Annotated in this window: 14 protein-coding genes; 10 read left to right on the forward strand and 4 right to left on the reverse strand. The window is 56.9% G+C overall.

The genetic code is table 11. The features are described 5' to 3' along the window. Positions 1-118: 118 nt before the first annotated feature. The gene (locus CFB02_RS03925) at positions 119-865 is read left to right on the forward strand and encodes a sulfite exporter TauE/SafE family protein (protein WP_088556960.1); all 747 of its coding nucleotides are present in this window, start codon (positions 119-121) and stop codon (positions 863-865) included. A 92-nt stretch (positions 866-957) separates the two neighbouring features. On the opposite strand, the gene CFB02_RS03930 is transcribed toward CFB02_RS03925, so the two are convergent. Next, complete coding sequence (locus tag CFB02_RS03930; RefSeq protein ID WP_088559154.1) at positions 958-3,552, reverse strand: bifunctional aconitate hydratase 2/2-methylisocitrate dehydratase; 2,595 nt, start codon at positions 3,550-3,552, stop codon at positions 958-960. A 256-nt stretch (positions 3,553-3,808) separates the two neighbouring features. Here CFB02_RS03930 and CFB02_RS03935 point away from each other — a divergent pair, with 256 nt between their 5' ends. Next, positions 3,809-4,417 (forward strand): tRNA-(ms[2]io[6]A)-hydroxylase, encoded by a 609-nt coding sequence (locus tag CFB02_RS03935; RefSeq protein WP_088556961.1) that lies wholly within the window; start codon positions 3,809-3,811, stop codon positions 4,415-4,417. On the opposite strand, the gene CFB02_RS03940 is transcribed toward CFB02_RS03935, so the two are convergent. After that, positions 4,409-5,293 carry a LysR family transcriptional regulator gene (locus CFB02_RS03940; RefSeq protein ID WP_088556962.1) on the reverse strand — a complete coding sequence of 295 codons (885 nt, stop codon included), beginning with the start codon at positions 5,291-5,293 and terminating at the stop codon, positions 4,409-4,411. The two genes, CFB02_RS03935 and CFB02_RS03940, sit on opposite strands and share 9 nt — an antisense overlap. Before the next feature lie 145 nt (positions 5,294-5,438). Here CFB02_RS03940 and CFB02_RS03945 point away from each other — a divergent pair, with 145 nt between their 5' ends. The 8 genes from CFB02_RS03945 (at position 5,439) to CFB02_RS03980 (ending at position 13,745) form a co-directional block, all read left to right on the forward strand. Further along, positions 5,439-6,209, forward strand: a complete 771-nt coding sequence (locus CFB02_RS03945; protein WP_008174999.1) for a ferredoxin--NADP reductase — start codon at positions 5,439-5,441, stop codon at positions 6,207-6,209. Between the two features lie 114 nt (positions 6,210-6,323). Next, positions 6,324-7,904 carry a PQQ-dependent sugar dehydrogenase gene (locus CFB02_RS03950; RefSeq protein WP_088556963.1) on the forward strand — a complete coding sequence of 527 codons (1,581 nt, stop codon included), beginning with the start codon at positions 6,324-6,326 and terminating at the stop codon, positions 7,902-7,904. Between the two features lie 68 nt (positions 7,905-7,972). After that, on the forward strand, positions 7,973-8,365 hold the full coding sequence (locus CFB02_RS03955) for an acyl-CoA thioesterase (protein ID WP_088556964.1): 393 nt from the start codon (positions 7,973-7,975) through the stop codon (positions 8,363-8,365). 33 nt (positions 8,366-8,398) lie between these two features. Then, positions 8,399-9,286 carry a hypothetical protein gene (locus CFB02_RS03960; RefSeq protein ID WP_088556965.1) on the forward strand — a complete coding sequence of 296 codons (888 nt, stop codon included), beginning with the start codon at positions 8,399-8,401 and terminating at the stop codon, positions 9,284-9,286. Positions 9,287-9,547: 261 nt separating this feature from the next. Continuing rightward, on the forward strand, positions 9,548-10,573 hold the full coding sequence (locus CFB02_RS03965) for an amino acid ABC transporter substrate-binding protein (RefSeq protein ID WP_008175006.1): 1,026 nt from the start codon (positions 9,548-9,550) through the stop codon (positions 10,571-10,573). 90 nt (positions 10,574-10,663) lie between these two features. Further along, complete coding sequence (locus tag CFB02_RS03970; protein ID WP_088556966.1) at positions 10,664-11,851, forward strand: amino acid ABC transporter permease; 1,188 nt, start codon at positions 10,664-10,666, stop codon at positions 11,849-11,851. Continuing rightward, positions 11,851-12,936 (forward strand): amino acid ABC transporter permease, encoded by a 1,086-nt coding sequence (locus CFB02_RS03975; protein WP_088556967.1) that lies wholly within the window; start codon positions 11,851-11,853, stop codon positions 12,934-12,936. Before CFB02_RS03970 ends, CFB02_RS03975 begins: the two co-directional genes overlap by 1 nt. Before the next feature lie 38 nt (positions 12,937-12,974). Next, a complete protein-coding gene (locus tag CFB02_RS03980; RefSeq protein WP_172835851.1) occupies positions 12,975-13,745 on the forward strand; it encodes an amino acid ABC transporter ATP-binding protein in 771 nt (256 codons plus the stop codon). Between the two features lie 39 nt (positions 13,746-13,784). Here the strand turns inward: CFB02_RS03980 and CFB02_RS03985 are convergent, their stop codons facing one another. Together CFB02_RS03985 and CFB02_RS03990 are read right to left on the reverse strand one after the other, a co-directional pair. After that, positions 13,785-14,510 (reverse strand): UDP-2,3-diacylglucosamine diphosphatase, encoded by a 726-nt coding sequence (locus CFB02_RS03985; protein WP_088556968.1) that lies wholly within the window; start codon positions 14,508-14,510, stop codon positions 13,785-13,787. Continuing rightward, a complete protein-coding gene (locus tag CFB02_RS03990) occupies positions 14,507-15,007 on the reverse strand; it encodes a peptidylprolyl isomerase (RefSeq protein WP_088556969.1) in 501 nt (166 codons plus the stop codon). The genes CFB02_RS03985 and CFB02_RS03990 overlap by 4 nt, the downstream gene beginning before the upstream one ends. Positions 15,008-15,021 lie beyond the last annotated feature (14 nt).

A 15,021-nucleotide genomic window follows, 5' to 3' on the forward strand; every position in this document is an offset into this window, starting at 1 on the left:
TACAACGCGTCGAAAGAAACGAAAAGGACTCCTCCGGGAGTCCTTTTTTTGGTCATAATGATCCCGGGTCGGGGGCTTCCTCCTTTCGAACCCTCCAGTCTCCGATGGAGCGCACTGAGTGACTGTTCTGGAAATCGTGGCTTTACTGTCGATCGGGGGCATTGCCGGGTTTATTAACGTTCTCTCTGCCGGCGGTTCCATGCTGACCCTGCCCTTGTTGATGTTTCTGGGTCTGCCGCCCCAGGTCGCCAACGGCACGAACCGGGTGGCGATAACCCTGCAGAGTATCACTGCCGTAGGCAGCTTCTACCGCATGGGGCATGGCAACCTTGTTGTCAGTCTGCACCTGGCGATTCCGGCGGTTCTGGGCTCTCTGGTGGGTGCCTGGGTCGCTACCTGGGTCTCCGACACCGTGTTCGAATGGGTCCTGGTGTCGGCCATGATCGGCGCCTCTGCGTTCATGTTGTTGCCACAGCCGGTTCTCAATACCCGTCCATTGACGCCCGAGCGCCTTGGCCCGGCTGTCTACCTGGCGATGTTTGTTGTTGGCATGTACGGCGGATTCATCCAGGTTGGTGTCGGTGTGCTTTTCCTTGTGGTGCTTTACCACATGCTCAAGATCGACTTGCGCCAGGTGAACGTGCTCAAGGTCTCGATCGTGTTGCCGTTTACCTTTGCTGCACTGGTGGTGTTTGCCCTCAACGATCAGGTGCGCTGGGGTGTGGGCCTGACCCTGGCACTGGGCAACGTTACTGGCGCTTTCATTGCTACCCGGGTCAATATGAGCAAACGTGGCGCACGCTGGATCAAGGGGATAACCCTTGTCATGGTGGCTGCGATTCTGGTTAGGCTGATTATCTACTGATTGTAGGGGCATCCCGGGTGGGTAATCAGGCATAAAAAAACGCCAGCCCGGGGGCTGGCGTTTCTGTGGAGCTAAACCTTGAAGGTCAGTGCTCAGGCAACGTTCGCCTCAGCGGCCTTCTTGGTGTAATTCTCCATCTGGTCGAAGTTGAGATACTTGTAGATCTCTTTCGACATGCTGTTCAGGTCCTTCGCGTACTCCATGTACTCCGCAGGGGAGGGGAGTTTGCCCAGAACCGCACCCACAGCCGCCAGTTCCGCAGACGTCAGGTACACGTTGGCACCATCGCCGAGGCGGTTCGGGAAGTTACGGGTGGAAGTGGACAGAACCGTCGACTTCGGAGCTACCCGTGCCTGGTTACCCATGCACAGGGAGCAGCCCGGCATCTCGGTGCGAACACCGGCGGTGCCGTAGGTGTTGAAGTAACCTTCTTCCATCAGCTGCGCCTGATCCATCTTGGTCGGCGGCGACATCCACAGACGCGTGCTCAGCGGGCCTTTGTGCTGCTCAAGCAGTTTGCCGGCGGCGCGGAAGTGACCGATGTTGGTCATGCAGGAGCCAATGAATACTTCGTCAACTTTGTCGCCAGCCACTTCGGACAGGAACTTGGCATCGTCCGGATCATTCGGGCAGCATACGATCGGCTCTTTGATGTCAGCCAGATCGATCTCGATGACGTGTGAATACTCGGCATCTTTATCGGCACGCATGAGCTTCGGATCAGCCAGCCACTCTTCCATCTGCTGGGCACGACGCTCCAGGGTACGCGGATCGCCGTAACCCTCGGCAATCATCCAGCGTAACATGGTGATGTTGGAGCGCAGGTACTCGGCCACGGAGTCTTCAGACAGGTTGATGGTACAACCCGCTGCGGAACGCTCGGCGGAAGCGTCGGACAACTCGAACGCCTGCTCAACGGTCAGGTGCTCAAGGCCTTCAATTTCCAGAATGCGGCCGGAGAATTCGTTGATCTTGCCTTTCTTCTCAACGGTCAGCATGCCTTGCTTGATGCCGTACAGCGGGATGGCGTGTACCAGATCGCGCAGGGTGATGCCGGGCTGCATTTCGCCCTTGAACCGAACCAGAACAGATTCCGGCATATCCAGAGGCATAACGCCGGTCGCCGCCGCAAACGCCACCAGGCCGGAACCAGCCGGGAAGGAGATGCCCATCGGGAAACGGGTGTGGGAGTCACCACCGGTGCCCACGGTGTCCGGCAGCAGCATGCGGTTCAGCCAGGAGTGGATGATGCCGTCGCCCGGACGCAGTGAAACACCGCCGCGGGTACGGATAAAGTCCGGCATGGTGTGCTGCATTTCCACGTCAACCGGCTTCGGGTAGGCAGCGGTGTGGCAGAAAGACTGCATAACCAGATCAGCCTGGAAGCCCAGACACGCCAGGTCTTTGAGTTCGTCCCGGGTCATCGGACCTGTTGTGTCCTGGGAGCCCACGGTGGTCATGTGCGGCTCGCAGTAGGTGTTCGGACGAACGCCTTGGCCTTCTTCCAGGCCACAGGCCTTGCCAACCATCTTCTGGGCCAGGGTGAAGCCTTTGGTGCCGGCTTCGGGATCTTTTGGCAGGCGGAACAGGTCGGTCGCGCCCATGCCCAGTGCTGTGCGGGCCTTGGCAGTCAGGCCACGGCCGATGATCAGCGGGATACGGCCGCCGGCCTGAACTTCGTCCAGGATCACGTCAGACTTGAACTTGAACTCGGAGATAGTCTCGCCGGCCTCGTTCAGGATCTTGCCGTCATACGGGCGGATCTCGATAACATCGCCCATGTTCATGTCGTCGACGGGGGCTTCGAACACCAGGGCACCGGCATCTTCCATGGTGTTGAAGAAGATAGGAGCAACCTTGTTACCGATGCAGACACCGCCGGCACGTTTGTTCGGCACGCCCGGAATGTCGTCACCGAAGAACCACAGAACGGAGTTGGTGGCCGACTTACGGGAGGAACCGGTACCGACAACATCACCCACGAAGGCAACAGGCAGGCCTTTGGACTTGATCTCGTCGATCTGGCTCATGGGGCCGGTTACGCCCGGCTCTTCCGGCTTCAGGCCGTCGCGTTCCATTTTGTAGGCGGCGCGGGCATGCAGCGGGATGTCCGGACGGGACCAGGCATCCGGAGCCGGTGACAGGTCGTCGGTATTGGTTTCGCCAGTGACCTTGAACACCACCATCTTGGTGCTCTCTGGTACCTTCTTCTTGTTGGTGAACCACTCGCCGTTGGCCCAGGATTCGATAACTGCCTTGGCAACCGGATTGCCAGCGTCCATCTTTTCCTTCACGTCGTTAAAGGCGTCGAACATCAGCAGGGTGCGCTTCAGCTGCTCACCGGCCAGCTCGGCCAGCTCGGAGTCGTCCAGAAGATCAACCAGAGTCGCAATGTTATAGCCACCCTGCATCATGCCCAGCAGCTTGACTGCTGTCGGCTTGTCCAGCAGCGGAGAGGAGGCTTCACCTTTTACGATAGCAGTCAGGAACGCAGCCTTTACGTAGGCGGCTTCGTCGACACCCGGCGGTACGCGGTTTTCCAGGAGATACACCAGGGTGTCTTCCTCGCCGGCCGGCGGGTTTTTCAGCAGATCGACCAGAGCAGCAGTCTGCTCGGCGTTCAGGGGCTTGGGAGGAATACCCAGGGCTTCACGTTCGGCAACGTGTTCACGATAGGCTTCTAACACGATATGGACCCTCATCAGTTGGAATGTCCCGCGCCGTTGGCTTCATGCCTTGGCGGGAGGTTTTGGCGGAAAGGCCGTAGGAGCCTCTGAATAATGCCTCAAATCACCGATGGGGTTTCAGGGTTTATTCAGAGACTCCTTTATCTGGCGCTGCATTCTATAGGAAACCCCTTATAAAGTTAAGTTGGACAGAGGTCGGAGGAATCTGTTAAGTGCGCTATAATCGCCGGCCGCAAATCAACAACTGTATTCAACCATGAACGATGCCCTGCAAGAGATTCACAACTTCCTGCCGTGCCGGACCCCACAGCAATGGATCGACAATGCCCTGGCGAACCAGGACCTGATGCTGATCGATCACGCCCATTGCGAAAAGAAGGCCGCCTCCACCGCGCTCAGCCTGATGTACCGGTACCTTGACAACACCGATCTGCTTAACAAGATGTCCAGGCTGGCCCGTGAGGAGCTCCGGCATTTCGAGCAGGTGCTCGCGATTATGAAAAAGCGCGGCGTGGACTACTGCCATCTTACCCCAGCCCGATACGCGGCAGGCTTAAGACAGGAAGTCCGGTCAGAAGATCCCGGCCGGCTGGTGGATGTGTTGATCGTGGGCGCCATTATCGAAGCGCGCTCCTGTGAACGGTTTGCCGCGCTCGCTCCGTTCCTGGATGAGAAGCTGGCGGATTTCTACACCAGTTTGCTGAAGTCCGAAGCCCGGCATTACCAGGACTACTTGACTCTTGCCGAGCAGGCCGCTGGTGGACCGATCGCGACCCGTGTGGAGGATTTTCTGGCCCTTGAGCGGGCGTTGATAGAAGATCCGGATCAGGAGTTTCGCTTTCACAGCGGGCCCATCTCAGCGTAACTGCCGACAAAGCTCTATCCAGGCATCAATTCCGGCGCTACGGTATTTCTGCTTGTGCAGTATGAAATAGAACTGCCGATCAAACTGACGGTGTTCCGGTACCTTCAGTGGCACCAGACTTCCGCGCTTGAACGCGTCGGCCAGCACCACTTCCGAAAGGCAGCCAATGCCCAGGTCGGCTTCCACTGCCCGTTTTATGGCCTCGGTGTGTTCCAGTTCCAGCAACACATTCAGATCCGGCAACAGACCGTGCATGCCCCGCTCAAAACTCTGGCGGGTTCCTGACCCCTGCTCACGCATGATCCAGGTGGCGGTGCGCAGGTCTTCATCCGTCAGTGATGTTTTTTGGGCCAGTGGATGGCTGGGTGAACAGAACACCACCAGCTCATCTCCCCGCCAGGGCAATACATCCAGTTCTGAAGACTGCAATTCCCCCTCAATCAAACCAATATCCAGCTCGAAGTCCCTCACTCGTCTTGCAATGGTGCTGGTATTGGCGACTTCGAGGGAGACTCTGGGATGGGTAGGGGTATTCATGTATTGGGCCATGACGCCCACGGCCAAATAATTCCCGATAGTTAGGGTAGCACCGACTTTCAGGGCGCCCACCTCCGTGTGTTTGCTGAAGGCCTGTTCCAGCTCATTGGCCTGGGCGAGGACGGCCTCCACCTTGGGGCGGTAAAGCCGCCCCAGCTCGTTTAACTGGAGCCGTTTGCCAACGCGGTCGAACAGCTGGATGTCGAACTGGTTTTCCAGTTCTTTCAGCGCACTGCTGGCTGCCGATTGCGACATGGCCAGCGATTCGGCAGCACGGGTAATGTTCTGGAAATGGGCGGCTGCCAGGAAAACTTCCAGCTGTCGAAAACTGTACTTCATAACTTTTCGCTCTTAATCGGCCCACTCGAATAAGGTTATGAGAATATCCCATTTTCCCGATAGGTTAGTGTCGGGTTAGACTTATCGCAATCCAAAATTGAATCATTCGCCGTAAGAAAGCGTAACGAACAGGCAAGAGGTTTACATGAGCAACCTGATTAAAGAGAAAGTTACCAGCGTCCATCACTGGAACGATACCCTGTTCAGCTTTACCACAAGCCGGGATCCGGGCTTCCGTTTCAAGAACGGGCACTTTGTCATGATCGGCCTGGAGACCGAGGGTAAGCCTTTGATGCGCGCTTACAGTATCGCCAGTGCCAATTACGAGGAAGAGCTTGAGTTCTTCTCGATCAAGGTCCAGGACGGCCCACTGACATCCCGCCTTCAGAAAATCCAGGTGGGTGACGAAATTCTGGTGAGCCGAAAGCCGACAGGTACGCTGATTCTGGACAACCTTCTGCCCGGAAAGAATCTGTGGCTGATCAGTACCGGCACCGGTTTGGCGCCCTTCATGAGCATCATCAAGGATCCGGAAGTTTACGAGGCGTTCGATAAGGTTATTCTGACCCATGGCGTGCGTTACGTCTCCGAGCTGGCTTATCAGAAGGAGATCGAGGAGCTGCCGGAGAACGAATACTTCGGCGAAATGGTCCAGGGCAAGTTGGTTTACTATCCGACTGTGACGCGGGAAGACTTTCGCAACCAGGGGAGGCTGACCGATGCCATGGAGACCGGCAAAATCACCCGTGATCTCGACCTGCCGGATTTTGACCCGGAGAATGACCGGTTCATGATCTGCGGCAGCCCAAGCATGCTCAAGGACACCTGCGCCATCCTGAACAACATGGGCTTCAAGGAGGCCCGTGGCGGCGATATGGGCCATTATGTGATTGAGCGGGCGTTCGTGGAGCAGTGAGCTCGCGGGCTGAATCCGCCCCGAAAAAAGCCGGAGCGTGATGCTCCGGCTTTTTTGTGTTTGTATCTGACAGAATGGGTCGTATAAACGGCAAAGGGCTTTGGAGGCGGAGCAATGGCAGGACGGCAGTTAACGAAGAGAAACGTCATCAGCTTTCTGGTGGCATTGGCGGTCGGGGTAATTCTTGGCACCGTGGTTCAGACCCAGCTAAACCTCTGGGCCCTTCAGGCTATGGGGGTGGCGGTTGGGCTTGATGCCCGCATTTCTGCCACCGGGCATGATCTGGTCTCTTTTGCGCCGTTCTACCTGCTCCTCTTTGGAGTCAGTTTCCTTGTTTCCCAGGGCGCCGCGGCGGTCGTTTCCCGTTTCGTGGGGCGCGGGCTTCGGGTGCCACTGTTCGCCCTGGCCGGGGCATCCGGGCTGTGGGTTGCACTAGTGTTGGTCAATGCCCTGGCTCCCATGCCAACCCTGATTGCGGCGACCCGAACCGGGGGAGGTTTGCTTGCCATGCTGTTAACCGCGGCATTTGCCGGAGCCCTGTTCGCCAGACTTACTGCCAGGCCCGCCACCGGGCTCAGTAGCCACGCATCGGGCACCCTGCTGGCCTTATGCCTGGCGGCTGGCCTCGGGGCGCTGCCAGGTCCGACACAGGCCCAGTCCTTGAGCGACTACACCGTCGAGACGTTGACTTCCGGGCTGGAGCATCCCTGGTCCCTGGCGTTTCTTCCCGGCGGTGGCGCTCTTGTGACGGAGCGGGCAGGGCGGTTGCGGATGATTTCAGAGGAGTGGGAGCTCGGCCAGGCGCCGATTACCGGAGTTCCGCCGGTTTTCAATGATGCTCAGGCAGGTCTGTTCGATGTTCTGTTGTCGCCGGACTTTGAGAATAACCAACTGGTCTTTCTCGCCTACGCTTGCGGGACGGCCTCTGCGAATCACCTGTGCGTGGCCCGTGGTCAGTTGCAGGCGGAGGCCTTGACGGAGGTTGTCGAGATATTCCGTGCCAAGCCGGCCAAGGAAGGCAGCGCCCACTACGGTGGCCGAATGGCCTGGCTTCCGGATGATACGCTGATCGTGACGCTGGGAGACGGATTTGACTATCGGGAGCAGGCGCAGAACCTGTCCAGTCATCTGGGCAAGATCGTGAGGCTGAACCCGGATGGCAGTGTTCCCGCCGACAACCCCTTCGTTGGCAGGGAAGGCGCTCTGCCGGAAATATACAGTTACGGGCACCGGAACGTTCAGGGGCTGGTGTTTGATTCCGTCGAAAACGTCCTGATTGCCCATGAACACGGCCCCCGCGGCGGTGATGAGATCAATATTATCGAGCCGGGACACAACTATGGCTGGCCCGTGATCACGCACGGCATCGATTACACCGGCGCGATAATCACGCCCTTTGTTGAGCGGGAAGGTATGGAGCAACCGTTGTTGCACTGGACCCCTTCAATTGCCCCCTCAGGCATGACCCGCTATCGGGGTGAGCTGTTTCCGGACTGGCAGGGAAACCTCCTGGTCGGCGCCCTTGCCGATAAAAGCGTTCACCGCGTCACATTGGAAGCTGGCGAAGCAAGCGACGTCGAGAGTTTGTTCGAAGCAATGGGCGAACGGATCCGGGACGTGGCTACCGGGCCTGATGGAGCGGTGTATCTGCTCACTGACAGTGCGGATGGACGGATTCTGCGTATCCTGCCTTAGTCTCGGCTCTGGGGTCTTTGGGCCCGGCCGGTGTATAGTAGGCGGTTTTCAGAAAGAGGGAAGCCGCTATGTTTCATCTGGAACTGGAACCACGTTTCAGCGATACCGATGCCCTCGGGCATATCAGCAATACCACTCTGCCGGTCTGGTTCGAACAGGCCAGGACGCCGGTTTTCCGTATTTTTCACCCGACCCTTGAAGCCGAGACCTGGCCGCTGATCATTGCACGACTGGAGATTGATCTGATGGCACAGAGTTACTGGCATATTCCGGTCAAGATCAAAACAGGCATCGGTAAGATCGGCAATTCCTCGTTTCATGTGATTCAGGAAGCCTGGCAGGGCGACAAGCAGATTGCCCGGGGCGTTGCTGTGCTGATCCATTTCGACTATGAAACCGAGAAAGCGCTGCCGATCCCGGGGGACATAAAAGCCAGGCTGACCGAACATGCGGTAGAGTGATCGCGCACAATTCTGACTCCCCCGGAGGCACCGGTGTTTGGAAAATTCTTTGTACTGTTTTCTCTGATGGGTGTTTTCGCACTTACTGGCTGTGATTCCATCGATGAGGACAAGGCAGCCGGATCAGAAAGCCCGCAACTTATTTCACCCACGGGCCCGGATGTCGAGGTCTCCCTGGCACTGACTTCCGCCCAACTGGACTGGGTAGGCCAACAGATTTTCCGGAACGAGTGCGCAGGGCGTTTCCGGTGTCTGGTCCACTGGAACGATGGCGAGGCGTTTCCGTCATTGGGTATCGGTCACTTCATCTGGTATCCGGAGGGCGTTGACGGGCGATTCGTGGAAAGTTTTCCTGCCCTGATGGAATACATGGAACAACGTCAGGTCAATATTCCCGAATGGTTGCGAGCGCTCGAGCCTTTTGACGCTCCCTGGCGCGAAAAAGCAGACTTTCTGGCTGTAGACGATTCACCACGAGTAGCAGAGCTGCGAGAGTTTCTGGCGGGTACCCAGGGCATCCAGGCCGAATTCATATTCCGTCGCGCCAGGCAATCGCTTGGAAAGATGATTGAGGCAGCCCCGGATGATCAAAAGTCAGAGGTCGCAGGAAGGCTGGAGTCTTTGAGCCAGACACCCGGTGGCGTTTACGCCATCATCGACTATGTGAATTTCAAGGGCGAGGGGCTTTCGGCCACGGAGCGCTATGAGGGCCAGGGCTGGGGTCTGCTGCAGGTGCTTTTGGAAATGTCTGGTTCACCGGATCAGAGCGCCCTCGTGAAATTCAGGGAAGCAGCCGACACCGTTCTGACGCGCCGGGCAGAAAACGCGGAGAATCCCATCGAGCGGGAGCGCTGGCTGCCGGGGTGGCGGAAGCGCCTCGAGACCTACGCAGAGCCCCCCGTCTTCAAAATTTCGAAATAATTTTGCATAAAAACTAGTTCATTTCCCGAACCTTGTTCTACTTTTAATAGGCGCGGCCCTTGGTCTGCCTTTTTTTGGCGCATGGGGTTGGAGCGAAAGCGCCGAATTGGTGCATGAAATGGTATTACTTCGTTCCAGATTCGCCTGAAACGCACCGGTGATTGATAAAAATAATATAAATCATCGGCTTACGCCGAGTGGCTTGCAAATTGCTGATAACACTCGTCGCGATAAAACCAACTGATGTTCGGAGAAAAGACAATGAGAAAGACGAAATCGATTGCCCTGGGGATTGCTCTGGCCGTAGGTACGTTCTCGGCTACTGGTGCCATGGCAGCCACCACTCTGGAGAACGTCAAGGAGAAGGGTCACCTACAGTGTGGCGTGACCAGCGGTTTGCCTGGCTTCTCGCAGCCTGATGAAAAAGGTAACTGGACCGGTATCGACGTGGATACCTGCCGCGCGGTCGCTGCGGCCATCTTCGGTGACGCAAACGCGGTTGAGTTTACTCCACTGACTGCAAAGGAGCGTTTCACCGCCCTGCAGTCCGGTGAAATCGACATGCTCTCCCGTAACACCACCTGGACACTGACCCGCGATGCGTCTCTGGGCCTGAACTTTGCCGGCGTGAATTACTATGATGGTCAGGGCTTCCTGATCAACAAGGGTATCGGTGTGGACGATGCCACCCAACTGGACGGCGCCACCATCTGTATCCAGGCCGGTACAACCACCGAGCTGAACCTGTCGGATTACTTCCGTGCCAAGGGCATGGAATTCAAGCCGATCGTGTTCGACACCTCCGAGCAAACCGTTCAGGGCTTTGCCGCGGGTCGTTGCGACGTTCTGACCTCCGACCGTTCGCAGCTGGCCGCACTCCGCTCGAAGCTGTCCGATCCGAGTTCAGCTAAGATCCTGCCGAACACCATTTCCAAGGAGCCCCTCGGCCCGGTTGTTCGCCAGGGTGACGATCAGTGGTTCAACATCGTCAAGTGGGTGCTCTCCGTGCAGATCAACGCCGAAGAGCTGGGCGTTACCAGCGCCAATGCCGACGACATGCTGAAGTCCGATAACCCGAATATCCAGCGCCTGCTGGGTACCGATGGCGACATGGGTGCCAAGCTTGGACTGCCGGATGACTTCGGTTATCAGGCCGTGAAACTGGTTGGCAACTACGGTGAAATGTATGACCGCAACGTAGGTCCTGACACCCCGCTGGGACTGGATCGCGGAATCAACGCGCTCTGGACTGAAGGCGGTATCATGTATGCGCCGCCGGTCCGTTAAGACCTGAAGGCATACGGCGAAGTCTCCTGTGGGAGGCTTCGCCGTCATCTCTGATGCTGTAAACCACAGGGAAGCTCTTCAGGACAATCCATGAAAAAACAAACAATCGATACCCGACCTGCAGGGCCCAAGCCCTGGTACGACCCCCGGGTCCGCTCACTCTTCTTTCAGGCGATAGCCATTGCCCTCGTGTTCTGGGGCGGATGGATTCTCGTCGATAACACGCTTTCCAACATGGAAAGCCGTGGCATCAGCACCGGTTTCGGTTTTCTCGGTGAAACCGCCGGGTTCGGCATCATCATGAATCTGGTGCCTTATGATGCAACCATGTCTTATGGCCGAACCTTCTGGGTCGGTTTAACCAATACATTGCTTGTTTCCGCGATGGGTGTCGTTGCCGCCACCATTCTCGGTTTCATCGTTGGTGTTGCGCGACTCTCGAGTAACTGGCTTGTGGCCAAAATGGCGCTGGTTTACATCGAGGTGATTCGCAACATTCCGCTGCTTCTGCAGATTTTCTTCTGGTACTTCGCCGTACTCAGCAATCTTCCGTCACCACGCCAGAGTGTCGATGTCGGCGGCGCGCTGTTCCTGAACAACCGGGGCCTTTACCTGCCAGATCCAGTGACCCAGGAGGGTTTCGGGATTGTCTGGGGCGGTATTCTGCTTGCCATCGCTGCTGTCGTTGGGATTCGGGTATGGGCGAAAAAACGCCAGTTGGCGACCGGACAGATCTTCCCGACCTTCAAGGTCGGCGTGGCTATTCTGGTGCTGGTACCGATAATCTCTTATCTCGTGGCCGGTCGGCCTCTTGAGTGGGATTTGCCAGCGCTCAGGGGGTTCAACTTTGGCGGTGGAATTACCATCATTCCGGAGTTGGCAGCCCTGTGGATTGCACTGTCGTTGTACACCGCCAGCTTCATCGCTGAAATTGTCCGCTCCGGTATTCTGTCGGTCAGCAAGGGACAAACCGAGGCCTCCAAGGCTTTGGGACTGCCCAATGGTCTTACCCTCAGATTGGTCGTGATACCGCAGGCCATGCGGGTCATCATTCCGCCGCTCACCAGTCAGTATCTCAATCTGGTAAAGAACTCCTCCCTGGCAACGGCCATTGGTTATCCGGACCTCGTGGCGGTCTTTATGGGCACCACGCTGAATCAGACGGGGCAGGCCGTCGAGGTTGTCGCCATTACCATGGCGGTATATTTGACCATCAGTCTGCTGATCTCGCTGTTCATGAATATTTACAACCGGGCTGTGGCCATTAAGGAGCGATGATGACCGAGTCAACCATGAAAGCACCCAAGAAGGCGCTCCGTCCGGTCAAGTGGATGCGGGAGAACCTGTTCTCCGGCTGGTTCAACACGGTATTGACGCTGGGTGTGGCCTATCTGCTGGTGACCAGTGTAGGGCCTTTGCTCAACTGGTTTTTCCTTGACGCCAACTTTGTTGGCAGTGATCCGAGCGCCTGTACGGGAGCGGGTGCCTGCTGGCTGTTTATCAGCCAGCGTCTGAATTTCTTTATCTACGGATTCTACCCGGATGAACTGCAGTGGCGGGTCGACGTGATGTTCCTGCTGCTGGCGGTTTCCTTTGTACCCCAGTTCATCGAGCGTTTCCCCGGCCGCAAGTGGCTGGGGCTGTTCGGTATCTTTGGCTTGCCCATTGTTGGCTACTTCCTGATTCCCGGAGGCAGTTTCGGCCTGGAAGAAGTGCAGAGCTCGAAATGGGGCGGCCTGATGCTGACCCTGATCCTTGCTTACATCGGGATTATTGCGTCCTTGCCCATTGGCATATTGCTGGCGCTGGGTCGTCGCTCCGAGATGCCGATCATCCGCGGGATCTGTGTGGTCTTTATCGAGGTATGGCGGGCGGTTCCGTTGATCACGGTTCTGTTCATGGCTTCGGTGATGCTGCCCCTGTTTCTTCCTGAAGGTGTCAACTTCGAAAAACTGGCCCGGGCACTGATCGGCATAACCCTCTGGCAATCTGCTTACATGGCGGAAGTCATTCGCGGTGGCCTGCAGGCGATTCCTCGAGGTCAATACGAAGCGGCTGATGCTCTGGGATTGGGATACTGGCGCAAGACGGGGCTGGTCATCCTGCCGCAGGCTCTGAAGATGGTTATTCCGGGTATCGTGAACACCTTCATTTCCCTGTTCAAGGACACCACGCTGGTGTTGATTATCGGCCTCTTCGATATCCTCGGCACAGTCCAGTCCACGGTTACCGACCCGGCCTGGCAGAACGTTGCCATCGAGGGCTATGTATTTGTGGCGTTCTGTTTCTGGGTCTTCTGCTTCGGCATCTCCAGATACAGCCAGAACCTTGAACGAAAACTAGACACTGGTCATAAGACCTGACGGGTAATCCTATGACAGACCAAACACAAACCTCAGAAATGCAGACCCCGCCGAAGGACCAGTCGGGAAAAAAACCGGGGATTATCCGGGTTGAGGGCATGCACAAATGGTACGGGGACTTCCATGTCCTCAAGGATCTCAACCTGACCGTTGATCAGGGCGAGAGAATTGTCATCTGTGGGCCATCCGGCTCGGGAAAATCCACCTTCATCCGTTGCATCAACCGGCTGGAGGAGCATCAGCAGGGCAAAATCATTGTTGATGGTATCGAGCTGACCGATGATGTCCGCCATATTGATACGGTTCGGCGGGAAGTGGGCATGGTGTTTCAGCACTTCAACCTTTTTCCGCACCTGACCGTCCTGGAAAACTGCTGCCTGTCGCCGATCTGGGTGCGGAAAACGCCCCGAAAGGAAGCGGAGGCATCAGCGATGGAGTACCTTGAGCGGGTCAAGATCCCGGATCAGGCTAACAAATTCCCGGGGCAGCTTTCGGGCGGCCAGCAACAGCGTGTGGCGATTGCCAGGGCTCTGTGCATGAAGCCCAAGATCATGTTGTTCGACGAGCCAACCTCGGCCCTGGATCCGGAGATGATCAAGGAAGTCCTGGACGTAATGATTGAATTGGCGGGAAGCGGTATGACCATGCTCTGTGTAACCCATGAGATGGGTTTTGCCAAGACGGTGGCGGACCGTGTGATTTTCATGGACGGTGGCGAGATTGTGGAGCAGGCGCCTCCCCACGAGTTCTTTACCAACCCACAGGAAGCCAGAACTCAGAAGTTCCTCCAGCAGATACTCGCGCACTGAAACCAAAGCTAAAAAAGCCGGGCAAATGCCCGGCTTTTTTTACAACGGCTCCTTGATCAGCTCGGGCTCCTTGCCTGGCTCTGCCTCAAGCCACCACACGTTCTTGTCCCAGTCTCCCAGTACAATACGCTTTGCCGGCGACCCGTTGGCCGTCAGTTCATGCACCGCGGGGCGATGGGTGTGGCCATGGATCATTCGCTGGACACCGTGCCTTTCCAAGTCCTTGGCCACTTCCTCGGGCGTTACGTCCATGATGAACTCTTCCTTGCCCTGGTTTTTCGCCATGCTGATTTCCCGTAGCTGGCGGGCCATTTGCTGGCGGTCTTCCAGGGGGCGCTGGAGTATCATCTGCTGCCACTGCGGGTTACGCATGTTGGCCCGAAACTTTTGGTATTCCACATCGGCGGTGCAAAGGCTGTCGCCATGCATCAGCAGGGTAGGGGTACCGTACAGATCAATCACCGTCGGATCGTCCAGCAGCGTTGCGCCGGCCCGGTCGCAGAAGTCCTGGCCGATCAGAAAGTCCCGGTTGCCGTGCATCAGGAAAATGCTGGTGCCGCTGTCCCGCAGTTTTCGAAGGGCAGCCGCAATCTGCTCCTGGAGTGGCGTGCGTTCGTCATCTCCTATCCACGCCTCAAAGAAATCACCGAGAATATACAGCTGATCAACACCACTGGCTTTTCCGTCGAGAAAGCCCAGAAATGCCTCAGTAATATCCGGGCGGGATTCCTCGAGGTGAAGATCTGAAATAAACAGCGTGGTCACGCGTCCTCCAGAACCTCGGCTTTTTCGATAACCACGTCATCGGCAGGCACATCCTGGTGGCCTGCACGCAAGGTGGTGCGCACTGCTCGTATCGCGTTGACCGTGTCCATGCCGTCGGCCACTTTGCCGAACACGCAGTAGCCCCAGCCTTCCGCGTTTTTGGCGGTGTGGTCCAGGAAGCCGTTATTCTCAACGTTAATAAAGAACTGGGCTGTGGCAGAGTGCGGGTCCATGGTGCGTGCCATGGCAATGGTTCCCTGCATGTTGCTCAGTCCGTTATCGGCTTCGTTCTGAATCGAATCGCGGGTTTTACGTGGGGTCATGCCCGGCTCGAAGCCGCCGCCCTGAATCATGAAATTGCTGATCACACGGTGAAAGATCAGGCCATCGTAAAAGCCGTCGCGAACGTACTGTTCAAAGTTTTTGGCGGTTTCCGGTGCCTTGTCGTAGTCCAGTTCCAGCTTGATGTCACCGTAGTTGGTTTTCAGCAGAATCATCAGGTTTTCCTGTT

It is taken from the genome of Marinobacter sp. es.042, from assembly GCF_900188315.1.
Classification (GTDB): Bacteria; Pseudomonadota; Gammaproteobacteria; order Pseudomonadales; family Oleiphilaceae; genus Marinobacter.